Below are 24,945 nucleotides of genomic sequence, written 5' to 3'. Positions count from 1 at the left end.
TCTTAGTGGATGTCAGCGGCAAGTTCGGCGGTTGGGTCACCGATCTTGTCTTTGTCGAGGAACTTGCCCTCACTTTCAGGGCCCTCTTTCCACTCCAGATACGAGCGATAGAAGAACGCGACGGCCTGCAGCAGCACCATCAGAGTGAAGACGACGAGCAGGACCTTGAATAGAAAATAGGCGTTAAAGCCGTTGGGCGAGAAACCGATGGTTTCAATATTCCAGCGGACGGCGCGGGCCTGTGTCAGCAAACGATCAAGCGAGCTTGAGGCAGACGGGTTCGGCACCACCAGATGCCGCCACATGAAAAACCAGCCGTAAAGCCATGTGATGATCGCGGCAGGCACCATCAGGACCAGCGATCCGAACATGTCGATCACACGTTTGGCGCGGTAGCTGATCGCGGAATAGACAAGATCGACCCGCACATGGCCGCCCTGCACGAATGTGTAGGCCGCACAGAGGCAGACGATCATCGCATTGTAGAATTTCAGCTCTTCCGACCACCAACTGACGTCCTTGGTGAAGGTCACGCCAAAGCCGATGCCGATTTCAGAGACCGCAAAGACCCGTTGCATGAAGATGATAACGATCTGCTGCAGCACCATCAAAAGGCCCGCCCAAGCAGCGGTGCGCCCGACGATGTTGGCAAAGCCCTCAAGGCCCCGCACGCAGCCCCACATGAAGCGGTTGTTGATGAAACCGATGATCGTCACGATCAGGAAGATGACAAGGACAACAAAGAAGAACTCAACGGACGCGCCGTAATAGATAAAGCGCATCAACGATTGCTTAACCTCAAGGTCATCCATCGGGGCGTTGATAAAGGGCAGCCAGGCGAGCCAAAGCTGCGGATTCAGGAGCGCGTAGAAGATGTTGTAAAAGGCTTCCAGCAGGTTGCCCAAAATGAATTGCCACCAGCCGGAGGCCTGAAAACTGTCAAGACAGCTGACCGTATCCTCGACCGATGCGCGGAAAAAACCGCTGCACGTGATCTCTTCTTCCATGATCCCCCCTGTCGTCTAAGGCTCCACCCCAAGCCTGTGACAGATGATTATTTTTAGCCGAAAGGGCCCGCTTCAGCGGACCCTTTCTTTGTTCGTGTTTGGCGCTTAGCCCATGACCCGGTCGCGCTGCGCGCGGTAGGCACCTTCAGACTGGGTGATCCAGCCTGAGGACGCTGCCATGGAGGCGTTATAGCTGGTGCGGATACGATCATAGATGTCGTCACCGTTATACTGGTCCAGCGTTTCGCGCGCTGCGGCACCCATTGCGTCCCAGACGCTGTCAGGGAATTCCAGAACCTTCACACCACCGGCCTGCAGACGTTGCAGTGCGGCACCGTTATTGTTCATAAACTGCGCAAGGTTCCACTGATGCGCTTCACCCGAAGCGATCTCGACGATCTTCTGGTGCTCGGGGCTGAGGCTTTCCCACACGTCCAAGTTTGTGGCGAGCGACAGGGCCGCACCCGGCTCGTGCATACCGGCGGTGTAGTAGAACTTGGTGATTTCCTGGAAACCGGCCTTTTCGTCGGCCCATGGGCCAATCCACTCAGTCCCGTCAATCGCACCGGAGGCCAGCGCCTGATACACTTCCGCACCGGGCAAGTTCTGCACCGACGCGCCCATCTTGCCCAGCGCTTCACCGCCAAGGCCCGGCATACGGAACTTTAGACCTTGGAAGTCTTCCGGACCTGCGATTTCCTTGGCAAACCAGCCACCAGCCTGTGGACCTGTGTTCCCGGCAAGGAAGGATTTCAGACCAAAGATCGAGCCCAGCTCATCATGCAGCGCCTGGCCGTCGCCCTGATAGTACCAGTTCATGATCTCAATCGGTGTCATCCCGAATGGCACCGACGTGAAGAATGCATAGCCCGGATGCTGACCGACAAAGTAGTAGTCGGCACCATGATACATGTCGGCCTGACCAGAGGTCACGGCATCAAAAACCTCAAACGCGCCAACAAGTTCGCCGGCGGCTTTAAGGTCGATTGTCAGCGATCCACCGGACATCGCGGTGATCGTGTCAGCCGCACGTTGTGCGGCATCATGCACACCGGCCAGACCGCGACCCCATGTGGTCACCAGCGTCAGCGTCCGGTTGCCTTGCGCATAGGCCGGTGCGGCCAGCGTTGTTGCTGCGGCAGCCGTCCCGCCAAGTGCCGAGTTTTTCAGAAATGAACGACGATCCATAGAGTATCCTCCCGATTATTAACGTCTCAAGGGGAGCACGAAACCACGCCCCCCAATGGATTTCGTGGCGGCACCCTACTCTGCGGACTTGCAAGACGAAATACGCAGTACTGCGTAGATTTCGCATTTCTGTCACATTTTATCGCCGTTTGTCGGGCGTGCGACCACCAATTGGGCTGATTTGGGTTGAATACTTTTGCGGGTCGAATTTGCGTCAAGAACGATTCCCGCGTAACGATCAGGCCATGACGGGACTTTTCATGCGACTGCGTGATATGATCAGCATTAGCTATGGGCAAAAGGTGTTTCTTCTGGCCACCTTGCCGCTGATCGTTGCCGTATTCCTGATCTTTCTGGTGGTCACATCACAATCGCGCCAATTGGCTGAGCGCGAGATCCAAGCGCTTGAGACGCAGCTGATCGAGACCAAGCGCGCCGAGTTGAAGAATTATCTGTCCATCGCGCGCACTGCCGTCGTAAACACCTATGGGCGGGCCGCACCTGACGATGACGAGGCAAAGCTGGCCGTGACGCGTGAGTTGGCGGCAATGCTTTATGGCCAAGACGGATACTTCTTCGTCTTTGACTATGACGGCAACAACCTTGTTGCACCGCGCCAGACCTATCTGATTGGTAAGAACTGGACCGGGTTGGAAGACCTCAATGGCACCCCCATTACTGACGAGCTAATCCGGATCGCCCGCACCGGCGGCGGCTATCACAGCTTTGACTGGCCCAAACCCTCCACCGGGGCGACCGAGCGGATGATCGTCTATGTCAACGGCCTGCAGGATTGGCGCTGGGTCATCGGGACGGGTGTTTTCATCGATGACGTGCTGGAAAACGTGGCCGCCGCAAGGGCGGAAGTCGAGACACGTATTCAAACGACGTCCTATTACATCGTTGGGATTGCCGTGGTGGCGCTGCTTGGTGTGTTCATGACAGGCATGGTTCTGAATGTCCGCGAACGGCGACTGGCCGATGCCAAGCTGAAACAGCTCACCCAGCGGATCATCGACACACAGGAAGAAGAGCGTGGGCGCGTTGCACGTGAACTGCATGACGGGATCAGCCAGATGCTGGTCGGCGTCCGCTATGCACTGGAACTGACCAAACGCAAACTGGCCGGTGATCCGGCAACCAGCAATCTGCTCGACAAGGGGATCGACGGGTTAGGATCGACCATACAAGAGGTCCGCCGGATCAGCCGCGACCTGCGCCCCGGCGTCTTGGATGACCTTGGCCTCGGCCCCGCGCTGCAGGCGTTGACCGAGGATTTCAGCACCCGCACCGGCATCCAGACCGAGTTTGAGACCGTGGTCTTCCGCAACCGGCTGGATCAAGAGGCGCGGATCGCGCTTTATCGGATCGCGCAGGAAGCGCTGAACAATATCGAACGGCATGCGCAGGCCGAGAATGTGTTCATCAGCATCAAGGGCCATCGCAACGGCGCGATGTTGCAGATCAAGGACGATGGCATCGGCATGATATGGCCCCGCCCGTCCCGGCGCGTTTTGGGCGGGCTAGGCCTACGCAACATGCAGGAACGGATTGAGCAATTGGGCGGTACGCTCCGCATCCTCTCGGCCCGGACCGGCAAAACCGGTACTGTCATAGAGGCACAGGTGCCGCTGACCCATATGCTCAGCCCCCAAAAGACAACCAAGGAAAGCGCATGACCACACGTGTTCTGATTGTTGATGATCATCCAATGGTGACCGAAGGGATCCAGGCAATCCTTGAAAGCTATGATGATATCAGTGTCGTGGGCACGCTGGGTAACGGGCAAGAGGCAGTGGATCGCGTCAATGAACTCGCCCCCGATGTGATCCTGATGGACCTCAATATGCCCGGCCTTTCCGGCCTGAATGCAACCGAGATGATCCTGGAAGAGCGGCCCAATACGCGCATTCTTGTCCTGTCGATGCATGACAGCCCTGAATACATCTCCACGGCCCTCAGCCACGGTGCACGAGGATATATCCTCAAGGATGTACCCACCGATGAAATCAAGACGGCGATAGAGACGGTGATGGATGGGCAGGAGTATCTTTGCACAGGCGCCAAACGCGCGCTTCAACCGAAGATCAGCGATGGGCGCGAGACGCTGACAAGCCGCGAACAGACCATACTGCTCGAACTCGCCCAGGGCCAATCCAACAAGGATGTGGCCAACACGTTGAATATCTCTGTCCGTACCGTGGAAACGCACCGCAAGAATATCAAACGCAAACTAGGGATCAGTTCCACCGCAGGGCTCACCCGCTATGCAATGGAACATGGGGTGCTGCAGGGCACCGGTATTTGATCTGGCCACCTGTGGAGCGGCCAGACCGTCGTGACAGCGAGCTTAGTTCTCGACCGTTTCCCTGATGCTTTCGCGCACGATGCTGAACCACTCACCCGAAAGCCGTAATTCTTCCAGCCCCGCATTCAGGATCGGCAAGGCCTCATTCGCAATCGGGTTGTTCTTGGAGACAAACACGTGCGACGTCACCGTCCCACGTAGCGCCTCAAGTGTGGTGATCTGATCCGTCAGCCCGGCATTGCGGGCGTCTTCTTCGGCGGGAAGCGCATCATAGGTGACGATATCGACCTCTCCGGTCACAAGAAGCGGCCAGCAGCCGTTTTGCTCGACGGTGGTGATATACTCCACATTTGGCGGTGTAAGTCCTTCCGCTTCGAGATCAAAGGTGAACCAAGCCTCTGGCCGGCAGATCCGCGCCCCGATCAGGTCGTCATAGCTGTCGGCAGCCGCATAAGCACTGCCGTTGAGCGTGTAGAAATCGACGAAAAGCTCATAAAAAGGCTCGGAGTGATTGAAGTCAGTGCAGCGATATGCGCTAGCGGGTGAAAGGTTCTCGACCCGGTCGCAATTGGGCCGGAACCACGGGAAGACCATGTCAATGGCGCCCGAAGGCAGCAGCGTTTCAAGATGCGACCCCCAATCATTGATGAAGACCAGCGTGTATTCCTGATCAGGGTTGCCCAATTGCATGGACCGGTCCACCATCTGGGTGATCATGCCACCACCCGGCAAACCTTCATCCGTGAAGGGCGCATATCCTGTGGCTGTCGCGATGCGAATGGGGCGGCTCAACTCCGTCGGTTGGGCTGCAGCCAATGGCGTCGCCGGTCGCACGACCGACGCTGCGGCACCTGGCAAGGATCCGTCGGCGCAGGGGATCTTGATGACCTGCCCTACCTCAAGCAGGTTTGGATTGGCCAGCACATCGGTGTTGGCATTGAACAGGAACTGAAAACCGCCCGGCACATCCGCCGCACCCGCGATGCCGCTCAGCGTGTCGCCCCGAACCACCGTGTAGGTGGAACATAACTCTTGTGCGCTGGCCGGCTTAGGCGCGAAAGCAAGAGCGGTGAATGCAAGCGCAAAGCTCGCCGACCCAGTAACCAAAACTGACGAAACTTCTTCTGCAGTTCTTTCAAGATGTTTCAGCCTCATGCGGATGCCTTTTCCGATTGCGTTTCCTTTGCAGCCACTATCGACCAAAAAAAGGCAAAATGTTGACAAAATCTGATCACATGAAATAATAAAATCTGATACTTTTTTCACGAAAATGAATGACTTACATGGGTTTTTCATGAAATCTGGACTCCAAATTTCATTACCCAGAATGCCACAATAGTGGACCGGCCCAGCCCCAAAGCCGCCACAGAACACTGCATCCTACCAGCCAATACCCAAGAATGTTATCAGTTCCAAAGAGTTAGCGAGTTTTGTACCCCCGAAACCGAGGACAAAAAATGCCACGCATCTCCACCCATTTAAGTACGACATGTGCAGTCGCAGTCACCGCAATTGCCGCATCTTTCTCTACCCAAGCCGCAGCGCAGAGCGCGCCAAAATGTGGCGAAACCTATACGGTTCAACCTGGCGATTCATTGTCGCAAATCGCTGCGGCGGTCTATGATGACGCGTCGGCCTTCCAAATCATCTACAGTGCCAATTCCGACGCAATCGGTGGCAACCCGGGCGTTATTTCTGTCGGTTTGCAGATCGACATTCCCTGCCTGAACGAAACGGTCGCGTCGACAGCTGCAGCTTTCCGGCCGGAGCCGACGACCGAACGCCTGCCTTTCCCCAACGCGCGCCAAATTCGCGTCGCACAGGGCACTAATTGGGCACCGTTCGCCAATGAAGAGCAGGAACAGGGCGGCATGATCACCGAGATTGCGAATGTTGCCTTGGCGAATTCTGCAAACGGCACGCCTTACAAGATCGACTTTATCAATGATTGGGGCGCCCATCTGACGCCTTTGATCACTGACATTGCCTATGATTTCAGCCTTAGCTGGTTCAAGCCGAACTGCGATCAAATCGCCCGCCTTGGCGAAGACAGCCAGTTCCGCTGTAACAACTTTGATTGGTCAGAGCCGATGTTCGAACAGGTCTTTGGCTACTACACGCGCGAATCCGAGCCAGCACTCACGTCTTACTCTGATCTCTTTGGTAAGACGATTTGTCGACCGGCGGGCTATGCCACCTTCCAATTGGAAGAAAACGATCTGAAGGAGCCTAACATTACGCTAGTGCGCCCCAGCGATCCCGCTGAATGCTTCACTGGCCTCGTAGATGGCAGCGTCGATGCCGTCGCCATTGCAGTCGACACTGCTGAGGGCAAGATGGTGGAAACTGGAACGACGGATCAGATCCGCTATAACGAACCGCTGAGCCAGGTTTTGACCATTCACGCTGTTATCTCGAAGAACCACCCGCAAGGGGCCGAGATGCTGGCCGAGTTCAACTCGGGCCTGAATCAGATCAAGGAAACAGGCGAGTGGTTTGAAATCATCCGCCGCCACCTGACCGAGCATCGGGCGAATACGCAGGGCTAAGCCTTTACCTGTTCCGAAAAAACGCGCGCGGCTAGCGAATACCTCGCCGCGCGCATCATTTTTGCACAGCGCATGTGCCCTGATTGAGCCTTGTATTCGCGCGCATTAGGCGGCTTGCTGCACGCAAACCAAATTGCAGCAGGAGCGCCCCGATGACCACCTATACACCACCCAAAGTTTGGACCTGGGACGCCGAAAGCGGCGGTCGGTTCGCCAACATCAACCGCCCTATAGCGGGCCCGACGCATGACAAGGACCTGCAGGTTGGCGAACACCCTTTGCAGCTTTACTCGCTGGCCACGCCCAACGGGGTCAAGGTCACCGTGATGCTGGAGGAGTTGCTGGCAGCAGGGCATGACGCTGAATACGATGCGTGGCTGATCAACATTCAGGAAGGTGATCAATTTGGGAGCGGGTTTGTGGGTGTAAACCCCAATTCCAAGATTCCCGCATTGATGGATCATGGCACTGGCAGCCGCGTGTTTGAGAGCGGCGCCATTCTTTTGTATCTCGCCGAGAAATTCGGTGCCTTCCTGCCCGAAGACGGCGTCGCCAGGACCGAAGCGCTCAACTGGCTATTCTGGCTACAGGGCAGCGCGCCCTATCTGGGTGGCGGTTTTGGCCACTTCTACGCCTATGCGCCCGAAAAGTTCGAATACCCCATCAACCGCTTCGCGATGGAAACCAAGCGGCAATTGGATGTGCTCGACCGGCAATTGGCCGACAACGAATACATCTCAGGCGACACCTATACGATCGCCGATATGGCCATCGCGCCTTGGTACGGCACGCTGATGCAGGGCACCATCTATGATGAGGCCGCAACGTTCCTTGACGCGCAATCCTACAAGAATGTCGCCCGCTGGACCGATCTGGTCACCGAACGTCCCGCCTACAAGCGTGGCAAGATGGTGAATCGCGCCTGGGGCGAAGAGAGCGGCCAATTGCGCGAACGGCACGACACGTCCGACTTTGAGACCCGGACGTGGGACAAGATCAAACCGGTTAAAGAGAATAGCGCAGACGAATAATGGCAGGATTGCGGCAAAATACCCTGATAAGGCGCGCAATCCCGCCGATACCGTAAGGTCCGTCAGGAAACACTTGTGAGAGAGGGCGCAATCGGTGCCACTGACGGTAAGAGGTCTCGCGGGGGCGGGCCGTTACGAACCGGATGTGAGCCATGCAACTGACCGAGCTTTTTGCCGCCCTCTCAAGCGATCCTGAACAACTCAACCGCAGTATCCTGCGCATCTTTCATTTCCTCGGGCTAACGCTTGGATTGGGTGCTGCGACGCTGCTGGATCTGATGATCATCCGCTTCTTTCTAGGCCGTGTGACGACGGAACAGACGTTCGAGATGTTCACGTTTCTGGCCGATCTCGTCTCAGCCGGGCTCAAGCTGCTTTGGGTGACGGGTCTTGGTTTCCTGATCTTTTATTGGTTCTACGAGCCTGTGAAACTCGGCAACGAAAAGGTTTGGGCGAAGATGGTGATTGTAGGCATCCTGACCATCAATGGCTATTTCATCCATCGCAGTGTCATCCCCTTCATTCACGGGCAGATCGGGCATCGGATGCTGGACGGCGTGTCGCTCCCCCGCAAGATCGTGTTCGTGACCATGGGCATTATATCGTTCGTGTCCTGGTACGGCCCTTTGATCATCGCGAACCTGTCCACGTTGAATTTCCAGGTCCCGATGCTGCAAATCCTAGCACTTTACGGGATGGTGCTGCTCGCCGCTCTCACAATTGCGCATGTCATCTTGTTTGGCAGCCAATTGGCCGAACTGACGCGACACCTTTTTATGCGGCGTAGCCGCTACCTCTAGGCCGATTTCTTTTGAGAACCTGCCCGTGTTTCTGAGATGTGTTCCTGAAACCGGGCGCGCCCTGCATCTTTGGCCTGATAGAGTGCCTGATCGGCCTTGTTGAGCGCGTGCAGCACATGATCGTCCGTTTGCATGATCACGCCGCCAACTGAGGCCGTGACCGCGAATTCCACGGATTCGTCGCGATACCTGACACCGTTAGATATGTCCTGACCCCAGATATTCATTCCTTCGGCATTTGCGTCGTGCAGAAACACTGCAAACTCCTCTCCCCCCAGACGTCCGACCAGATCATCCTTGCGCACAACCTGACGCAAGCGGGCAGCCATGAGGAGCAGAACCGCGTCGCCCGTATTGTGGCCATAGCTGTCATTGACCGATTTGAAGTAATCGAGATCAATCATCAAAAGCGCGCCTGACCCAGCCTGTTCCAAGGCGGTCAGAAACGCGCGCCTGTTCATCAGTTCGGTAAGCGGGTCGGTCGCTGCCAGCTTCGCCAATTCCATATGCAAACGATCCATATGCGCCAAAAGCGCCAGACCGACGATCAGCAAAGGCGCGGCCATGGCTGTCACCACGATATAGTGCTCAAGCGGCGGGCCCATCGCCGAAGGCTTCCAGAACCATTCGACGATGTAGGCGATGATCGACGCAGCCGCCCCCCAGAACGCCACACCAAAGGGCCAATGCCACCAGCGTTTCGGAGCAATCAACTGCGCCATCTTGTTCATATATGCGTTTGTTGACGTCATTTGCGAAGGCTAGGCCCAAGCCCCTAAAATACGTTGAAGAGGGCAAGGCATAGACATTGAAAGAAAATTGCGGAAACTTGCCCGTGCACGACATTTTCTCCACGTAAACGGTTGACCGCAGATGCCACCCGCATTAAGGGTACTGCCACGCAAAGGAACCCTGATGAAGAACGTCGTACTAATCGTAGGAAACATGCGCATGGGCCGGTAACGGTAAGACCATAACGATCCCATGCGCCCCCGACAAAATCGGGGGTTTTTTTGTGACCGAGACAACCAGATAGCAACAGGACGCGAGACAGATGAGCAAAGCCATGACGGGCGCAAAAATGGTCGTACAAGCCTTGATTGATCAGGGCGTGGAGGTCGTCTTTGGCTATCCCGGTGGCGCGGTCCTACCGATCTATGACGAAATCTTTCAGCAAAACAGCATCAAGCATGTGCTGGTCCGCCACGAACAGGGCGCTGTGCATGCGGCTGAGGGCTATGCCCGGTCTACTGGCAAGCCCGGCGTGGCGCTGGTCACCTCCGGCCCCGGTGCCACGAATGCGGTCACAGGTTTGACGGACGCACTGATGGATTCGATCCCGATCATCGTTCTGACCGGTCAGGTCCCGACATTCATGATCGGCTCTGACGCATTTCAGGAATGTGATACGGTGGGCATCACCCGCCCCTGCACCAAGCATAACTGGCTGGTCAAAGAAACCGACCGTTTGGCCCCGACCCTGCATGAAGCGTTCCATATCGCCACATCGGGCCGTCCCGGCCCGGTTGTCGTTGATATCCCCAAGGACGTGCAGTTTGCGACTGGCAACTACACCGAAGCCCGCCAAGTTGAGACCCATTACAACCCGCAGCTCAAGGGTGACATGGACAATATCACCGAGTTGGCCAAGGCTATGGAAACGGCAAAGCGCCCGATCTTCTATACAGGTGGCGGCGTGATCAATTCCGGCCCTGCCGCATCGCAATTGCTGCGAGAGCTGGTGGCCGCAACCGGCTTTCCGATCACGTCCACCCTGATGGGCCTGGGCTGTTATCCCGCTTCCGGTGAAAACTGGATCGGCATGCTGGGCATGCATGGGCTCTATGAAGCCAATATGGCGATGCATGATTGCGATCTGATGATCAATATCGGCGCGCGGTTCGATGACCGGATCACCGGGCGGCTCGACGCGTTCAGCCCCGGTTCCACCAAGGCACATATCGATATCGATGCCTCATCCATCAACAAGGTGATCAAGGTCGATATCCCGATCCTGGGCGATGTGGCCCATGTGCTTGAAGACCTCTTGAATGTCTGGAAATCGCGCGGGCGTAAGACCGACAAAGAAGCCGTGCAGAAATGGTGGCACCAGATCAACGACTGGAAAAAGGTCGATTGCCTGGCCTTCAAACAGGAAGGCAAAGTCATCAAGCCGCAATACGCTTTGGCCCGGCTGGAAGAACTGACCAAGAAGCATGACCGTTACATCTGCACGGAGGTCGGCCAGCACCAGATGTGGGCCGCGCAATATCTGGGCTTTGAGGATCCGAACCGTTGGATGACTTCTGGGGGCCTGGGCACGATGGGTTACGGCTTCCCCGCCTCTATCGGGGTGCAGATGGGCCACCCGGATGCGCTCGTCATCAATGTGGCGGGTGAAGCGTCTTGGTTGATGAACATGCAGGAAATGGGCACAGCTATGCAGTACGGTCTGCCGGTGAAACAGTTCATCCTGAACAACGAGCGTTTGGGCATGGTGCGCCAATGGCAGGAGCTTCTGCATGGCGAGCGCTATTCCTCCAGCTGGTCGGAATCGCTGCCCGATTTTGTCAAACTCGCCGAGGCTTTTGGCGCCAAGGGCATCATCTGCGACAACCCCGACGATCTCGACGATGCAATCATGGAGATGATCAACTACGACGGTCCTGTCTTGTTCGACTGCCTCGTCGAAAAGCACGAAAATTGCTTCCCCATGATCCCCTCAGGCAAGGCACATAACGAGATGCTGCTGGGTGCCGATGCGGATACGTCAAATGCGATCCAGGCAGGTGGTGCGGTGCTCGTCTGAGCCCGCGCCCTTGCGACCCAGGTGCGGGCCAATACAGCATGATAAGGCCGCAACTTCTCCGCGCGATCATCGGGGTCAACATCCTCACCCTCGTGGTCATCTTCGCGACTTTTGTCTATTTCGGGATCGATGCGCCGGGCGGTGGGACGTGCGTAACCAAGTTTATCGATTTTCACGCCATCTGGGGTGCTGCGCGGATCGCGCTTGAGGGGCAGGCCATCCTCGCCTTCGAGCGTGAGGCGCTGGAACAGGCCTATTCTGCTTGCGACCAGGTCAATATGTACTGGCTCTATCCCGCACCTATGGTGCCATTGGTGATGCCCTTTGGCCTATTGCCATTCATGCCTGCCTTTTATGCGTTCCTCGCACTCTCCATTGCGGCGCTGGCGATCAGCATGCGGCCCTTTCTTGTGGGGAACAGAGCGGCCCTGCTGGCCTTTGTATCAGCGCCAGCCTGGCTACCAGCCCTGGTGATCGGCCAGGTTACCCTGCTCTGGTGCGCCGGTCTTTTGGCAGCGATCAGCGCGATGCGCGCTGACCGGCCCATTCTGGCAGGATGTTTCATCGGATTGCTGACGCTCAAACCCACATTGGGCCTGCTGGTGCCGGTCATCCTGCTGGCGGATCGTCGTTATGCGACCATTGGGGCGGCAACCGTGGCAACGCTTGTCCTACATCTGGGGGCGATGGCATTTTATGGGTTTGACTACCTGCCCGCCTGGATCACTGCATCCAGCATACATGGCGCATCGCTTGCCGAAAACCTTGCGGTGCTGGACGCAATGGGAAGTGTCGCTGTATTGGCGGCAAAGTTCGGCGCACCTGCACGCATCGCCCTTTTGATTAACGCCGCTGTTCTTCTCGGTGCCGCCATCATCCTGTGGTTCATATGGCGACGCTTCGGCGCGCATTCGGACGGGGCCTGTGCCGCTCTTTGTGCCGCCATTCCTTTATCGACGCCATATCTCTGGCACAACGACGCAGCTTTCTCGGCGCTGACCGCGCTTTTTCTTTTTCGCGCAGGATTGCAAAAGCGAAGCCAAGGCTGGTGGATCATCATCGCTCTTTTGTGGATGGGCCCGGGTTTAACGATCTGGAACAGCTACACGCTGCAGATTGCCGGGCTGAGCCCTCCCCTGATCGATCCGGTGATGCTATTTCTTGGGTTTGTAGTCAGTATTTTTTTCCTTCGGACGACCTTCAAACAGCCAACTTTGCAACGGGAAGAGATCTGAGATGTCGCGATACGTGATGGGTCTTTGCAGCATTGGCGAAAGGCAACTTCAGCAGCTGGCGTTGCACAAAAGATCGAAGAGCAACTCGTTCCAAAGCCATAGAAAAGCACATTTCGCGGTACACTGCAGGCAAAGCGCATCTGCTGCACAGGCCCACTCATATGTCACCAGATTCTGAGATATCCGCTCCCGTGTCGGCGCGGCAACGCTATTACTTGCTCGCTTGGGTCAATGCGATCACAGTCTTGATCATGGTCGCGACCTTTGTCTCAAACGGTATCGACTTGCCAGGGCGCGATAATTGCGTCACACGATTTGTCGATTTCCATGCGATCTGGGGCGCGGCACGCCTCGCGCTTGAGATGAACCCGATTGCGGCCTTTGAGCGTGAAAATCTCGAACAAGCCTATTCGGCGTGCCAACAGATCAACATGTTCTGGCTCTATCCCGCGCCAATGGCAGTTCTTTTGACCCCTTTTGGGGCACTGCCATTTCTGACCGCTTATATTGGTTTTCTGTTCATCTCGTTGGGCCTTCTAGCGGTGGCCGTCGCGCGCTACTTTCCAAAAGATCGGACCGCCCTAATCGCAATCGTCTTTGCACCAGCCTGGTTGCCGGCGTTGATGGTCGGGCAATTCACGATATTGTGGTGCGTCGGATTATTGGCCGCGATCAGCGCAATGCGGCAAAACAGCAATGTTCTCGCAGGCATCTTAATCGGTTTGCTGACCTTGAAACCAACACTGGGCTTGTTAGTCCCCGTGATATTACTGGCCGACCGCCGATACAGGACGATCATATCCGCGACAGTTACAACGGTGGTCCTGCATTTGGGCGCCACGGCACTGTATGGATTTGAGTACTTTGCCGCATGGGTAAGGGCGTCTGGCACTCACGGAGCATCACTCAGTAACAGCGTCGCCGAAAGCGCTTCGATGTCGAGCGTTGCCGCCTTTGCGACACGCGTTGGCGCCGCACCCCAGTTTAGCATCGCAATCAATATTGCTCTGCTGGCAGTGGCGGCCGCTGCACTTTTCTGGGTCTGGCGCAAACAGGGAGCGCGGTCTGATGCAGCCTGCGCGGTTTTATGCGCGGCTATCCCGTTATCGACACCATATCTGTGGCACTACGATGCCGGCTTTTCCGCACTCGCCGCGATGTTCATCTATCGTGCAGGTACACAGGGATGGAATACGCTGCACTGGTTGCTGCTTGCTTTGGTTTGGGCAGGCCCAGGCGTTACGCTATGGAATACCTACTTCTTCAAACTTGCTTGGATCTACCCAACAATTACCGTGCCACCTATCCTGCTACTCGGCTTCGCATTCGCGCTTTGGCAGGCCGCCCAGCAACCTTCATTGTCCGAGATGCAGCAAGCAAAGGTGACGGAATAGGCAAGATGCGCCGCACAGTTGAAATTGTCCTAACCGCTCAACAAGCAGCCGTTTTTTTTGCGGTTGCGAATTTTTTGTGGGTTTCAGCTGTTTTGGTTCTGTTTGCGATGCGCGGCGTTGACGTTCCGGGTGGGGCGACATGTGTACAGCGCGTCGTTGATTTTCACGCTCTTTGGGGCGCAGGCAGCCTAGCCTTTGCAGGCCAGCCACTCAGTGCATTTGACCACACTGCATTGCTTGCTGCCTTTGAGTCGTGCCCACGCGACGGCATGTTTTGGCTCTATCCAGCACCAGTGCTGATGATACTCACCCCATTTGGTGCCATGCCGTTCTTTGTGGGTTACGTTGCGATCACGGCATTGTCCCTGATCTTTATTGCGCTTGCCGCAAGGCAATTCCTGCAAGATAAGCTCATAGCTTTAGCACTAATCACATTTTCGCCCGCATGGTTGCCTGCGCTAATGTCCGGTCAACTGACATTGTTCTGGTGTGCGGGCTTATTGTTCGCCATCAGCATGTTGCGTCAAGAACGCAATGTTGCCGCCGGTGCCATCATCGGTTTTTTGACGCTTAAGCCAACATTGGGACTTTTGATCCCAGTCATATTGCTGGCAGAGAGGCGTTACACAACAATACTTGCCGCAATCGTCACTACAGCAATGCTGCATTTTTCAGCAACCGCGTATTACGGCTTTGAATACATCGCACTATGGATGGATGTATCGTTTTTTGAAAGTGCGGTTGAGCGCTCAGCTGTCGCTCTGAACCGGTCTCTGGCAAGCTTTGGATCCTTTGCCACCCTCTTTGGGGTGCCGGACCACTTTTCGACCCAAGCGAATGCTATTGCGTTTCTTGTCTTGGCAATCGTCTTGTTCGGGGTCTGGCGCAGACATGGTGTGCAATCAGATTTGGCAGTCGCAGCACTCTTCGCGGCCATTCCGTTATCAGCACCCTATCTCTGGCATTATGATGCCGCGTTGTCCGCAGTCGCTGCACTTTTTATCTATCTTGCTCGCCCGGCAAGTCCGCCAATCCATTTTTGGATGCTTCTCGCTCTGTTCTGGTTTGGTCCCGGCATACCGGTTATCAATCAGATCATCTTTCAAGCTCAGTGGGTTTATCCGACATCCGTTCTGTCTCCAATTTTGATGGTTGCGTTTGTCTTCAGCCTACGACAGCTTCGCAACGCCACAACAACAGCTCAAAACCGAAAGGCCGTATAACATGTCACCGCTTAAGATAAAAAAGGGCGCGACGAGCCATTCCGCCTATAATCTGCGTCCGACATTCTCGGACCGGGAAGAGCAGCATACGCTGGCCATTCTAGTGGAAAACGAACCTGGCGTACTGGCGCGGGTGATCGGGCTATTTTCGGGGCGGGGCTATAACATTGACAGCCTGACCGTCGCTGAAGTCGACCATCTGGGGCATCGTTCGCGCATTACCATCGTCACCACCGGCACGCCGCAAATCATTACGCAGATCAAGGCGCAACTGGGTCGGATTGTGGATGTTCACAAAGTCAACGACCTGACTGTTGAGGGGCCATCGGTTGAACGCGAATTGGCGCTCTTCAAAGTTGTCGGCACGGGTGATCACCGGATTGAGGCGATCCGCCTTGCCGATATTTTCCGCGCCAATGTGGTCGACAGCACGCTGGGATCCTTCGTGTTCGAAATCACCGGCACATCAGAAAAGATCGATGCCTTTGCCGAACTCATGCAGCCGCTTGGGTTGGAGGAAATCGCCCGCACCGGCGTCGCCGCGCTATCGCGTGGCGCGGAAGTCTGATCAAAAGCCCGGCCGTAGGGAAGGAACGACCGGGCCCTCTTGCAACCCCTCGCATCCGATTGGGGCGTGACGCGAGGGGCGCGTCCGGCGCGCGATCAGAGGCTGATCGCGTGGCCACCGCACATCTTATTCTGGCAGCAGGCCAGCTTCGGTTGCCGCTGTGATCTCGTCGGTGTCGAGCATGCCGTCACCTGAAACATCCAGCGTTGTGAAGTCTTCTTCTGTCATTTCAGGCATCACTGCCTGAAGTTCAGGAAAGCTGTACATCCCATCGCCGTTCACATCGATTGCGGCGTCCTGAGCAAAAGCTGGAACAGCCAGTACAGTCAGAACGGCAAGTGGTGTCAGCAGCTTAGTCGTACGGGTCATTTTCGTTCTCCTATCTAGGACATGAAGAAGGCGGTGTTGCCTTCGCTACCCTAGATGCGCAGCGCCGCCAAGTTTTTCCAGATGCGTGGAAACAACCGGTCATTTGCGGCATCTCTGTGCCAAATTCAGGAACAATGTGCGCCAAAATATGCTCACGAATCGCAGCTTGAACGCAACAGGCAATTCTTTTCCTAAGCCTTCCGCGGTACTCGGCAGAATCTGGCTGTAAATCGCGCTCTGCCATGTCGCAGTGAGAAAAATCGACGTCGCGGAGGGACGCGCCATTCGCGTGCATAACGCGTCATGATCAGAAAGTAAGGAGGTGCGACATGGCCAAAGATGCTGAATTGGACACCCTTGACGCAGTAAGGCGGCCGATTGAAACGGCCAACGGTCTGCAAAACGCACACTACACCGATCCGGACATGTTCACGCGTGAAAAACACGCCGTGCTGATGACGAGCTGGGCGGGACTGGCCGTGACCGACGATGTCCCCGAAATCGGGGATGCCAAACCGGTGGAATTCCTCGGCATCCCGCTTCTTTTGATCCGTGACCGCACGGGTCAGGTGCGCGTCTTTCAGAACATCTGCCGCCATCGGGGCATGATCCTCGTCAGCGAGGCCAAAAAGATCGAAGGCGCCATCCGCTGCCCTTATCATTCGTGGTGCTATGGGACCGACGGCGCGCTGGTCTCCACCCCGCATGTGGGCGGTCCGGGCCACAACACGCATGAGGCTATCGACAAATCCACCCTCGGCCTGATCGAAGTGCGCAGCCATATCTGGTTCAACACGGTTTTCATCAATCTCGACGGCAATGCCGCACCTTTTGAAGAGGTCCATGCCGATCTGCTCAGCCGCTGGTTGGAGTTTGATCAGCCGATGTACCACGGCGGCGCTGACAGTCGCTTTACCCTTGAGGTCGCGACGAACTGGAAGCTGGCCGTTGAGAACTACTGCGAAAGCTATCACCTGCCCTGGGTGCATCCGGGTCTGAACAGCTATTCCCGGCTGGAAGACCACTACAACATCAATGAAAAGGGCAAGTATTCCGGTCAGGGCACCCTGGTCTATCGGCAGATGAAGGGGGAAGATGGCACCGTCTTCCCCGATTTCGAAGGCCTCAGCGAGAAATGGGAGACGGGCGGTGAATACCTGACCGTCTACCCGAATGTGCTGCTTGGCGTGCAGCGTGACCATGCCTTTATCATCGTGCTGGAGCCAAAATCCCACGACAGCACCGATGAACACGTGCATATCTACTATGCCGCACCTGACATCGATGACGCGCTACGCGCCCGCAACAGCGTGCAATGGCGCGAGGTGTTTGAAGAGGACATCTTTGTCGTGGAAGGCATGCAAAAGGGCCGCGCGGCGCCGGGATTTGACGGAGGCCGCTTCAGCCCGGCGATGGATGGCCCTACGCATTGTTTTCACGACTGGGTGGCGGGCAAGATCGCATCCTATGACGCTGGATGAGACGCTGCTTGACGCCCATGCGCGGGATGATCGCACCGCACTTGTCACGCTTTACACCCGGGCGGCTGATACCGCCGAAAGCATTGATGCGACCTGCTTTTTTCTGACCCAGGCTTATATCTTTGCGCTGGAAACTGGGGACGCTGCGTCAAAATCGCTCTATGATCGATTGCGCGCATTTGGGCGGGTTTGACCCCTTGCCCCTGCCCGGTCGCTGCTCCACCTTAAGGGTCGAATAGCCAAGGACCCAAGCATGCCGCCGCGCAAAATCATTATCGACACCGACCCCGGACAGGACGACGCGGTCGCCATTTTGTTGGCATTGGCCTCCCCCGAAGACATTGATTTGCTTGGCATAACGGCTGTCGCCGGGAACGTGCCGCTGGAGCTGACACAAAAGAATGCGCGGATCGTCTGTGAACTGGCCGGGCGGCCGGATGCGAAGGTCTTTGCGGGCTGTGACGCACCGATGAAACGCAAGCTGATCACGGCGGAACATGTCCATGGCAAGACGGGGCTCGACGGGCCAGTGATGGAAGACCCCACAATGCCCCTGCAAGAGAAGCATGGCGTTGATTTCATCATCGAAACCCTGCGGGCGGAGCCGCCCGGCACAGTCACGCTCTGCCCTATCGGCCCGCTGACCAATATCGCCACGGCGTTTCAGCGCGCGCCTGATATCGTGGACCGTGTGCAGGAAATCGTGCTGATGGGCGGCGCTTACTTTGAGGTGGGCAACATCACACCCTCCGCTGAGTTTAACATCTACGTGGACCCGGAAGCTGCCAAGATCGTGTTCGGCGCTGGCGTGCCTTTGACGGTGATGCCGCTTGACGTCACGCATAAGGCGCTGACGACGAAACCGCGCATCGATGCCTTCCGCTCTATGCATAGCCGCGTGGGTGATATGGTGGCCGAATGGACCGACTTCTTTGAGCGGTTTGATATGGAGAAATACGGCTCCGAAGGCGCGCCGCTGCATGACCCCTGCACCATCGCCTATCTGATTGAACCGCAACTCTTTCAGGGGCGGCAGATCAATGTGGAGATTGAAACGCAATCGGACCTGACGCTTGGCATGACCGTCGCCGATTGGTGGCGCGTGACGGACAGGGCTGCCAATGCGATGTTCATGAAGGATATCGACGCATCAGGCTTCTATGCGCTTCTGGCAGCCCGGTTGGCGCGGCTATGAAGATCGCTTTCGACAACACCTATGCCAAACTGCCGCCGCAGATGTTCACGGCGCAATTGCCGGTGCCGGTGAAAGACCCGCAGATCATCGCGACGAATGCGGAACTGGCAAAGCTGCTCGGCATCAATCCGATGGCGTTCCAGGACCTGACCGCCGCGAAGATCTTTGCGGGCAACCATATCCCCGATGGGGCCGCCCCCCTCGCACAGGTCTATGCGGGCCATCAGTTCGGCAACTGGAACCCACAGCTTGGCGACGGGCGTGCCATCCTGCTGGGCGAGGTCATCGGGACCGATGGGATACGCCGCGACATCCAGTTGAAGGGTTCCGGACCTACCCCCTATTCCCGGCGCGGCGACGGGCGCGCCTGGCTCGGCCCTGTCATGCGCGAATACATCGTGAGCGAAGCGATGCATGCGATGGACGTCCCAACGACCCGCGCGTTGGCGGCTGTCACAACCGGAGAGCCTGTCTACCGCGAAGAGGTGCTGCCCGGTGCCGTCATCACCCGCGTCGCGCAAAGCCATATCCGCGTGGGCACCTTCCAGTTCTTCGCGTCGCGCGGCGATATGGAGGCGCTGCAGGCGCTGACAGACCACGTGATCGCCCGGCACTACCCGGACGCGACCGGCCCCGCCGATTTGCTTGATAGCGTGATCGCTCGCTACGCCAGACTGATTGCGAGGTGGATGAGCCTTGGTTTCATCCATGGTGTGATGAACACCGACAATGTCTCGATCGCGGGCGAGACGATTGACTATGGCCCCTGCGCCTTTATGGACGCGTTTCACCCCGATACGGTCTTCAGCGCCATCGACCAATATGGCCGTTATGCCTATTCCAACCAGCCGGGTATCGGTGCCTGGAACATGGCGCAATTTGCGACAGCACTCATCCCGCTGATGCCCGACCGCGACAAGGCAATTGAGGATTTTACTGCTGCGGTGCATCGCTTCCCTGAGCATTACGAGGGCGCCTGGCTGGAAGCCTTTGCGGGCAAGCTGGGCATCATGGATGCTGACGAAGATGACCGCACCCTGATTGCCGATCTGCTGGACATGATGACCAAGGACGGTGCGGATTTCACGAATGTCTTTGCCAACCTTGGCACCGACACAGCCCGCGATCAGTTCATCGACCGGGACGCGTTTGATGCCTGGGCGCTGCGCTGGAACACGCGGAAATCCCCCGACGCTGCCGCGATCATGGCCAAGGCAAACCCTCAAATCATCCCGCGCAACCACCGCTTGGAAGAGGCAATTACCGCCGGGCGCAGCGGCAATCTGGAGCCGTTCCACGCCCTCCTCGCCGCCGTCACCCAGCCTTACGCACCCTTGACCGATGAGACGGCCCGTTTCGCACGCGCGCCCAGCAAGGAAGAACGCGTCACGCGGACATTCTGCGGGACCTGACGGGGCGGTTGATCAACACGATACCTGCGGCGACGAGGATGAGCGCGCCAAAGAGGCTCGGACCAACCTCTTCGCCCAGCAAAAGCCAGCCCAGACCGACGCTCAGCACTGGCGACAGGAAGCTGAACGACGCAACACCAGAGGCCGGGTAGATCGACAAAAGCCAGAGCCAGAAGATAAAGCCTGCGCTGACGACAACAACGATCTGAAACAGAAGCCCCGCGACATGGATCGGCTCCAGATCGCGGATGAAGGGGCCGAAGAAAAGGGCTGCAATCAGCAGGATCGGGGCGGACACGCTGACCTGCCAGAAAAGCTGGATCTCTGGCCGCACCCGCGCCAAGGGCGAGGCTTTGGCGAGCATGGCCGTCAAGGCCCAGCCAATGGCAGCGCCCAGAGCGGCGATGTCTCCCCATAAGCTCCCTGCCCCGTCATCGCGAGTAAGGATTGCGAGCGCGACACCCGCCAGCGCAAACCCAAGCCCCAAGGCTTTCAGCGGAGTGATCTTGTCGTCTGGCATGATGAAATGCGCCATCAGCGCCAGCCAGACTGGCATGGAATAGAAAATCACACTCGCGCGGCTCACCGCCGTCAGATCAAGCGCGATGAAAAGGCATAAGAATTCAAAGGCAAAGACGCAGCCGATCAAAAAACCCGCAACGCGGGTTCCGGGGTCAAATCGCAAGGGAATGCCGCGCCAGCGGAGCCAGAGCCAGATGCACAAGATCGCCCCGGCAGAGCGAACACCGGCAAAAAACACCGGCTGCAGCCCACCATTCGTGACCTTTATTACAACCTGATTGAACGCGAGGAGTAGGGCAAACCCGGTCAGCGCCACAGCGCCGAACAGATCGATCTGAGACTTCTTTTCCATGGGCGCAGATCATGCTGCGCCCATGGAAGTGTCAAGGCGCTGCGGGCCGCTTACTCCCCCAGCATCCATTCACCATCCGGCCAAAAGGAATGGAAGGCAAAGGCGAACATCACGTCATGAACCACATCGCCACCGTCCGCGTCGCGCACGCGGACATTGCCCACATCCTTTCCTGCGCCGATATTGCGGGTGTCGAGCGCTGATGCCTGCCCAACAGCCCAACTGAAAGTCAGTCCGTCTTCGGTCAACTCGCCAACCTCGGAAAGCCGGGTCAGCGGCCACGCCCGCTCCCCCACCCGCACGACCCGCGCGAGTGCAGGGATGTCATGCGGTGGCATTTCACCGGAATAAAGAAACGGGCGGTGCGAACTGTCATAGCGGACATAAGGGTTCGCGCCATAACTGCGTGCAAAATCAGGTTGCGCCATCACCAGACCATCGGGATTGCGGCTGCGAAACACTTCCCAGCTTTCCATCCAACTGGGCAGACCGGCCAGTTCCGTGCCCGTTAGGTCGCCCACAATGGCCTCCCCCACCGCCTGTTGCCACCAGCTTTCGGTCTCGCGGTCATACATGATCATGTCGGAATTGCGCAGTTTGCCGGACACACCAAAGCTCAGCACGCCAGCCTCGGTGCGCCGATCAAAGGTGATGCCGGAATTGCAGAGCGGGCAGAAGGTGACGGCAACGGGGATCTCTCCCACCTCATCATTCACGATCTCATGCCAGGTGAGATATCGGATCGGATAGGCGCGCGGCACGGCATCGTCGATCTCGACCGTTATCACCGGCTCGCGGTCGCTGAGCGAGGCTTCCTCAGCCACAGGCTTGAAACTCGGATTGTCGAGCGCCGGTATCCCGTCCTTGGGCGGGCCGCCCGACAGAATCTCAACCCAGCTTTCAACGCTGGTTTCTTCGAAATTCGTCCGCGGCCATTCATTCACCCAGAATTCAGGGCTCGCCCATGCCATGCTGGCACTAGTGCAAAGTGCGGCCAATATGGGGATCAATCGCATCATGTTCCTCCTCGCGTTCCGCGCAGAGTGGCCGATGCTTTTAGCTTACGACAGCCCCCTCGCAGCAAAGTGAGGGGGCCGTTAGCCGCTATTCGATGACGCGCACTTCGCTCATCATATCAGGCTGACCGATGACCGAGCCATTGGCACCGGTGCCGCGTTTGATGGCATCCACGATCTCCATCCCTTCGGTCACCTCACCGACGACGGTGTATTGACCGTTCAGGAAGTAGCCCGGCTCAAACATGATGAAGAACTGGCTGTTGGCAGAGTTCGGGTTCTGCGCGCGGGCCATCCCCACAACGCCGCGTTCAAACGGGATATCGGAGAATTCCGCTGGAATGTCCGGCAGGTCAGAGCCGCCCATGCCCGCGCGAGACAGGTTGCCGCCCATCACGCCGTTCTGCACGTCGCCGGTCTGCGCCATGAAACCGTCGATCACCCGGTGGAACACCACACCGTTGTAATCGCCAGCCTCAGCAATCGTTGTGATCTGCGTGACATGGAGTGGAGCGGTCTCTTCAAAAAGATCGATGACGATGGTGCCATTCGCCTCACCTTCCACATCGATCTCAAGCCCATCTGCCAAGACCGGTGCCGTGAGAACGGACAGTAGTGCCGCCAGCCTAAACATCAGCGGCTACCTTCACGCTGATCATCCGGTCGGGGTTCATCGGCGGCTCACCACGGGTAATGGCATCCACATGCTCCATGCCCGAAATCACCTGACCGTAAACGGTGTATTGGCCGTTCAGGAAATCGTTGTCCTTGAAGTTGATGAAGAACTGGCTGTTGGCAGAGTTCGGGTTTTGCGACCGCGCCGCACCCAGTGAGCCGCGCGCATGGGGGACTTTGGAAAACTCGGCAGGCAGGTCCGGCATGTCAGACCCACCTGTGCCTGCGCGGCCCAGATTGAAATCCTTTTCCATATTGCCGTTGGCCACGTCCCCGGTCTGCGCCATGAACCCGTCAATCACCCGGTGAAAGCAGACATTGTCATATGCACCCGCGCGCGCCAGTTCCTTCATCCGCGCGGTATGGGCCGGGGCCACGTCTGGCAGCAGTTCAATCACCACATCCCCATCCTTGAGGGTCATGATGATGGTGTTCTCGGGGTCTTTGATATCGGCCATGGGATGCTCCTTATTCGTTGGTTGGGGACCGTCATATGGCCCACGCGCCGGATTGCCAAGCAGGTCAGGTTGACGCGCGCAGCACATTGCCGCAACAAAGCGGACAGAACCTCGATGACAGGAGCGGCAGATGGCCTGGAAAACCCTTGATGACTTTGACTTTGCGGGCAAGCGGGCCCTTGTCCGCGTGGACATCAATGTGCCGGTCGAGGATGGCGTTGTGACGGATGCAACGCGGATCGAACGCATTGTTCCCACGGTCGAGGATATTCAGGCCAAGGGCGGTAAGGTGATCCTGATGGCGCATTTCGGGCGGCCCAAGGGGAAGGTTGTGCCCGAGATGTCGCTTGAGATTATTGCCCCGACAGTGGCGGATGTGCTGGGCGTGCCTGTCACTTGGGTCAATTCCGATTTCGGGGCCGCTGTGGCAGAGATGGAAGGGGACGAGGTTCTGCTTTTGGAGAACCTGCGCTTCAATCCGGGTGAAGAAGCGAATGATGAGGGCTTTGCGAAACGGCTGGCTGGTCTTGGAGACATCTACGTCAATGACGCCTTCTCAGCGGCCCACCGCGCCCATGCCAGTACCGAGGCCATCGCGCATCTTCTCCCCGCCTGCGCCGGGCGGTTGATGGCGGAGGAACTGGGTGCGCTGGAAAAGGCCCTGGGCACGCCCGACCGTCCTGTCGTTGCGGTTGTGGGTGGAGCCAAGGTTTCAACCAAGCTCGATCTCTTGGGGAACCTTGTGGCGAAGGTCGATCATCTGGTGATCGGCGGCGGTATGGCGAATACGTTTCTCGCCGCGCAAGGCGTGGATGTGGGCAAGTCGCTTTGCGAGCATGACCTGGCCGAGACCGCGCGCGAGATTCTGGGCAAGGCCGAGGCCGCAGGTTGTGAGATCATCCTGCCCCGGGATGTCGTTGTGGCGCGGGAATTCAAGGCAGGTGCTGCGCATGAAACCGTGGCTCCCAACGCCTGCCCTGCCGATACGATGATCCTCGATGCCGGTCCCGCAACAGTTGCCTATATCGGTGAGGTTCTCGACAAGGCCAAAACCCTTGTCTGGAACGGCCCCCTTGGCGCGTTTGAGATCACGCCGTTTGACGCCGCGACGAACGCCGCCGCGACCAAAGCTGCGGCATTGTCAAAGGCAGGCCAGCTCGTGTCGGTCGGGGGCGGTGGCGATACAGTCGCCGCCCTCAATCAGGCGGGTGCGGCTGATGATTTCACCTATATCTCAACCGCCGGCGGCGCATTTCTGGAATGGATGGAAGGCAAGGAATTGCCGGGAGTTGCAGCGCTCGGATAGCGCATAAAGCTTCGACGCCAGTCTCCCGGCGGAAGCAATATCTACTT

At 57.4% G+C, this 24,945-nt stretch carries 24 protein-coding genes; 15 read left to right on the top strand and 9 right to left on the bottom strand.

The features are described 5' to 3' along the window. Window positions 1-2 precede the first annotated feature (2 nt). On the bottom strand, window positions 3-1,007 hold the full coding sequence (locus SLH49_RS17075) for a TRAP transporter small permease subunit (protein ID WP_320270361.1): 1,005 nt from the start codon (window positions 1,005-1,007) through the stop codon (window positions 3-5). Window positions 1,008-1,112: 105 nt separating this feature from the next. After that, entirely contained in the window at window positions 1,113-2,195 is a 1,083-nt protein-coding gene (locus SLH49_RS17070; RefSeq protein ID WP_320270360.1) for a TRAP transporter substrate-binding protein, read from the bottom strand. A gap of 245 nt (window positions 2,196-2,440) precedes the next feature. Here SLH49_RS17070 and SLH49_RS17065 point away from each other — a divergent pair, with 245 nt between their 5' ends. Further along, window positions 2,441-3,874: a cache domain-containing protein gene (locus tag SLH49_RS17065; protein ID WP_320270359.1), complete on the top strand. Its 1,434-nt coding sequence runs from the start codon at window positions 2,441-2,443 to the stop codon at window positions 3,872-3,874. Next, window positions 3,871-4,503: a response regulator transcription factor gene (locus SLH49_RS17060; RefSeq protein WP_320238831.1), complete on the top strand. Its 633-nt coding sequence runs from the start codon at window positions 3,871-3,873 to the stop codon at window positions 4,501-4,503. Before SLH49_RS17065 ends, SLH49_RS17060 begins: the two co-directional genes overlap by 4 nt. Before the next feature lie 42 nt (window positions 4,504-4,545). On the opposite strand, the gene SLH49_RS17055 is transcribed toward SLH49_RS17060, so the two are convergent. Further along, window positions 4,546-5,658, bottom strand: a complete 1,113-nt coding sequence (locus SLH49_RS17055) for a LysM peptidoglycan-binding domain-containing protein (RefSeq protein ID WP_320270358.1) — start codon at window positions 5,656-5,658, stop codon at window positions 4,546-4,548. Window positions 5,659-5,960: 302 nt separating this feature from the next. On the opposite strand from SLH49_RS17055, the gene SLH49_RS17050 reads away from it, so the two are divergent. The 3 genes from SLH49_RS17050 (at window position 5,961) to SLH49_RS17040 (ending at window position 8,883) form a co-directional block, all read left to right on the top strand. Further along, window positions 5,961-7,052, top strand: coding sequence for a LysM peptidoglycan-binding domain-containing protein (locus SLH49_RS17050; RefSeq protein ID WP_320270357.1), 1,092 nt, complete (start codon window positions 5,961-5,963; stop codon window positions 7,050-7,052). Between the two features lie 152 nt (window positions 7,053-7,204). Beyond that, entirely contained in the window at window positions 7,205-8,083 is an 879-nt protein-coding gene (yghU, locus tag SLH49_RS17045) for a glutathione-dependent disulfide-bond oxidoreductase (RefSeq protein WP_320270356.1), read from the top strand. A gap of 152 nt (window positions 8,084-8,235) precedes the next feature. Beyond that, window positions 8,236-8,883 (top strand): hypothetical protein, encoded by a 648-nt coding sequence (locus tag SLH49_RS17040; protein ID WP_320270355.1) that lies wholly within the window; start codon window positions 8,236-8,238, stop codon window positions 8,881-8,883. Here SLH49_RS17040 and SLH49_RS17035 read toward each other — a convergent pair. Beyond that, entirely contained in the window at window positions 8,880-9,605 is a 726-nt protein-coding gene (locus tag SLH49_RS17035) for a GGDEF domain-containing protein (protein ID WP_320270354.1), read from the bottom strand. The genes SLH49_RS17040 and SLH49_RS17035 overlap by 4 nt on opposite strands. A 332-nt stretch (window positions 9,606-9,937) precedes the next feature. On the opposite strand from SLH49_RS17035, the gene SLH49_RS17030 reads away from it, so the two are divergent. The 5 genes from SLH49_RS17030 (at window position 9,938) to ilvN (ending at window position 16,112) form a co-directional block, all read left to right on the top strand. Further along, on the top strand, window positions 9,938-11,692 hold the full coding sequence (locus SLH49_RS17030) for an acetolactate synthase 3 large subunit (protein WP_320270353.1): 1,755 nt from the start codon (window positions 9,938-9,940) through the stop codon (window positions 11,690-11,692). Between the two features lie 38 nt (window positions 11,693-11,730). Next, window positions 11,731-12,927, top strand: a complete 1,197-nt coding sequence (locus tag SLH49_RS17025; protein ID WP_320270352.1) for a glycosyltransferase family 87 protein — start codon at window positions 11,731-11,733, stop codon at window positions 12,925-12,927. A 161-nt stretch (window positions 12,928-13,088) separates the two neighbouring features. Continuing rightward, the gene (locus SLH49_RS17020) at window positions 13,089-14,321 is read left to right on the top strand and encodes a glycosyltransferase family 87 protein (protein WP_320270351.1); all 1,233 of its coding nucleotides are present in this window, start codon (window positions 13,089-13,091) and stop codon (window positions 14,319-14,321) included. Between the two features lie 5 nt (window positions 14,322-14,326). After that, the gene (locus SLH49_RS17015) at window positions 14,327-15,544 is read left to right on the top strand and encodes a glycosyltransferase family 87 protein (protein ID WP_320270350.1); all 1,218 of its coding nucleotides are present in this window, start codon (window positions 14,327-14,329) and stop codon (window positions 15,542-15,544) included. 1 nt (window position 15,545) lies between these two features. Then, the gene (gene ilvN, locus SLH49_RS17010; protein ID WP_320270349.1) at window positions 15,546-16,112 is read left to right on the top strand and encodes an acetolactate synthase small subunit; all 567 of its coding nucleotides are present in this window, start codon (window positions 15,546-15,548) and stop codon (window positions 16,110-16,112) included. 126 nt (window positions 16,113-16,238) lie between these two features. Here the strand turns inward: ilvN and SLH49_RS17005 are convergent, their stop codons facing one another. After that, on the bottom strand, window positions 16,239-16,481 hold the full coding sequence (locus SLH49_RS17005) for a hypothetical protein (RefSeq protein WP_320270348.1): 243 nt from the start codon (window positions 16,479-16,481) through the stop codon (window positions 16,239-16,241). Between the two features lie 329 nt (window positions 16,482-16,810). Between SLH49_RS17005 and SLH49_RS17000 the strand changes: the two genes are divergently transcribed. Genes SLH49_RS17000 through SLH49_RS16985 form a run of 4 tightly spaced genes read left to right on the top strand, consistent with a single transcriptional unit; the run spans window position 16,811 to window position 20,569 of the window. Then, the gene (locus SLH49_RS17000) at window positions 16,811-17,962 is read left to right on the top strand and encodes an aromatic ring-hydroxylating dioxygenase subunit alpha (RefSeq protein WP_320270347.1); all 1,152 of its coding nucleotides are present in this window, start codon (window positions 16,811-16,813) and stop codon (window positions 17,960-17,962) included. Beyond that, window positions 17,949-18,155: a hypothetical protein gene (locus SLH49_RS16995; RefSeq protein WP_320270346.1), complete on the top strand. Its 207-nt coding sequence runs from the start codon at window positions 17,949-17,951 to the stop codon at window positions 18,153-18,155. Before SLH49_RS17000 ends, SLH49_RS16995 begins: the two co-directional genes overlap by 14 nt. Window positions 18,156-18,215: 60 nt before the next feature. Continuing rightward, on the top strand, window positions 18,216-19,157 hold the full coding sequence (locus SLH49_RS16990; protein ID WP_320270345.1) for a nucleoside hydrolase: 942 nt from the start codon (window positions 18,216-18,218) through the stop codon (window positions 19,155-19,157). Further along, window positions 19,154-20,569 carry a protein adenylyltransferase SelO gene (locus tag SLH49_RS16985; RefSeq protein WP_320270344.1) on the top strand — a complete coding sequence of 472 codons (1,416 nt, stop codon included), beginning with the start codon at window positions 19,154-19,156 and terminating at the stop codon, window positions 20,567-20,569. The genes SLH49_RS16990 and SLH49_RS16985 overlap by 4 nt, the downstream gene beginning before the upstream one ends. Here the strand turns inward: SLH49_RS16985 and SLH49_RS16980 are convergent. The 4 genes from SLH49_RS16980 to SLH49_RS16965 all read right to left on the bottom strand — a co-directional run bounded on the left by SLH49_RS16980 (window position 20,544) and on the right by SLH49_RS16965 (window position 23,592). Continuing rightward, window positions 20,544-21,443 (bottom strand): DMT family transporter, encoded by a 900-nt coding sequence (locus tag SLH49_RS16980; protein ID WP_320270343.1) that lies wholly within the window; start codon window positions 21,441-21,443, stop codon window positions 20,544-20,546. The genes SLH49_RS16985 and SLH49_RS16980 overlap by 26 nt on opposite strands. A 50-nt stretch (window positions 21,444-21,493) precedes the next feature. Then, window positions 21,494-22,459: a DUF3179 domain-containing protein gene (locus SLH49_RS16975; RefSeq protein ID WP_320270459.1), complete on the bottom strand. Its 966-nt coding sequence runs from the start codon at window positions 22,457-22,459 to the stop codon at window positions 21,494-21,496. An 88-nt stretch (window positions 22,460-22,547) separates the two neighbouring features. Then, window positions 22,548-23,093 (bottom strand): peptidylprolyl isomerase, encoded by a 546-nt coding sequence (locus SLH49_RS16970; RefSeq protein WP_320270342.1) that lies wholly within the window; start codon window positions 23,091-23,093, stop codon window positions 22,548-22,550. Beyond that, on the bottom strand, window positions 23,086-23,592 hold the full coding sequence (locus tag SLH49_RS16965) for a peptidylprolyl isomerase (protein WP_320270341.1): 507 nt from the start codon (window positions 23,590-23,592) through the stop codon (window positions 23,086-23,088). Before SLH49_RS16965 ends, SLH49_RS16970 begins: the two co-directional genes overlap by 8 nt. A 130-nt stretch (window positions 23,593-23,722) precedes the next feature. Here SLH49_RS16965 and SLH49_RS16960 point away from each other — a divergent pair, with 130 nt between their 5' ends. After that, on the top strand, window positions 23,723-24,898 hold the full coding sequence (locus SLH49_RS16960) for a phosphoglycerate kinase (RefSeq protein ID WP_320270340.1): 1,176 nt from the start codon (window positions 23,723-23,725) through the stop codon (window positions 24,896-24,898). The last annotated feature ends 47 nt before the right edge of the window (window positions 24,899-24,945 follow it).

The organism is Cognatiyoonia sp. IB215446 (assembly GCF_033963825.1).
Classification (GTDB): Bacteria; Pseudomonadota; Alphaproteobacteria; order Rhodobacterales; family Rhodobacteraceae; genus Yoonia.
The sequence above is the reverse complement of the archived record's forward strand: the minus strand, read 5'-3'. Positions and strand labels throughout refer to the sequence as shown.

Coding starts and splice junctions, on each gene's coding strand:
- SLH49_RS17075 (WP_320270361.1), bottom strand. CDS start 1,007: ATGGAAGAAGAGATCACGTGCAGCGGTTTTTTCCGCGCATCGGTCGAG.
- SLH49_RS17070 (WP_320270360.1), bottom strand. CDS start 2,195: ATGGATCGTCGTTCATTTCTGAAAAACTCGGCACTTGGCGGGACGGCT.
- SLH49_RS17065 (WP_320270359.1), top strand. CDS start 2,441: ATGACGGGACTTTTCATGCGACTGCGTGATATGATCAGCATTAGCTAT.
- SLH49_RS17060 (WP_320238831.1), top strand. CDS start 3,871: ATGACCACACGTGTTCTGATTGTTGATGATCATCCAATGGTGACCGAA.
- SLH49_RS17055 (WP_320270358.1), bottom strand. CDS start 5,658: ATGAGGCTGAAACATCTTGAAAGAACTGCAGAAGAAGTTTCGTCAGTT.
- SLH49_RS17050 (WP_320270357.1), top strand. CDS start 5,961: ATGCCACGCATCTCCACCCATTTAAGTACGACATGTGCAGTCGCAGTC.
- yghU (WP_320270356.1), top strand. CDS start 7,205: ATGACCACCTATACACCACCCAAAGTTTGGACCTGGGACGCCGAAAGC.
- SLH49_RS17040 (WP_320270355.1), top strand. CDS start 8,236: ATGCAACTGACCGAGCTTTTTGCCGCCCTCTCAAGCGATCCTGAACAA.
- SLH49_RS17035 (WP_320270354.1), bottom strand. CDS start 9,605: ATGGCGCAGTTGATTGCTCCGAAACGCTGGTGGCATTGGCCCTTTGGT.
- SLH49_RS17030 (WP_320270353.1), top strand. CDS start 9,938: ATGAGCAAAGCCATGACGGGCGCAAAAATGGTCGTACAAGCCTTGATT.
- SLH49_RS17025 (WP_320270352.1), top strand. CDS start 11,731: ATGATAAGGCCGCAACTTCTCCGCGCGATCATCGGGGTCAACATCCTC.
- SLH49_RS17020 (WP_320270351.1), top strand. CDS start 13,089: ATGTCACCAGATTCTGAGATATCCGCTCCCGTGTCGGCGCGGCAACGC.
- SLH49_RS17015 (WP_320270350.1), top strand. CDS start 14,327: ATGCGCCGCACAGTTGAAATTGTCCTAACCGCTCAACAAGCAGCCGTT.
- ilvN (WP_320270349.1), top strand. CDS start 15,546: ATGTCACCGCTTAAGATAAAAAAGGGCGCGACGAGCCATTCCGCCTAT.
- SLH49_RS17005 (WP_320270348.1), bottom strand. CDS start 16,481: ATGACCCGTACGACTAAGCTGCTGACACCACTTGCCGTTCTGACTGTA.
- SLH49_RS17000 (WP_320270347.1), top strand. CDS start 16,811: ATGGCCAAAGATGCTGAATTGGACACCCTTGACGCAGTAAGGCGGCCG.
- SLH49_RS16995 (WP_320270346.1), top strand. CDS start 17,949: ATGACGCTGGATGAGACGCTGCTTGACGCCCATGCGCGGGATGATCGC.
- SLH49_RS16990 (WP_320270345.1), top strand. CDS start 18,216: ATGCCGCCGCGCAAAATCATTATCGACACCGACCCCGGACAGGACGAC.
- SLH49_RS16985 (WP_320270344.1), top strand. CDS start 19,154: ATGAAGATCGCTTTCGACAACACCTATGCCAAACTGCCGCCGCAGATG.
- SLH49_RS16980 (WP_320270343.1), bottom strand. CDS start 21,443: ATGGAAAAGAAGTCTCAGATCGATCTGTTCGGCGCTGTGGCGCTGACC.
- SLH49_RS16975 (WP_320270459.1), bottom strand. CDS start 22,459: ATGCGATTGATCCCCATATTGGCCGCACTTTGCACTAGTGCCAGCATG.
- SLH49_RS16970 (WP_320270342.1), bottom strand. CDS start 23,093: ATGTTTAGGCTGGCGGCACTACTGTCCGTTCTCACGGCACCGGTCTTG.
- SLH49_RS16965 (WP_320270341.1), bottom strand. CDS start 23,592: ATGGCCGATATCAAAGACCCCGAGAACACCATCATCATGACCCTCAAG.
- SLH49_RS16960 (WP_320270340.1), top strand. CDS start 23,723: ATGGCCTGGAAAACCCTTGATGACTTTGACTTTGCGGGCAAGCGGGCC.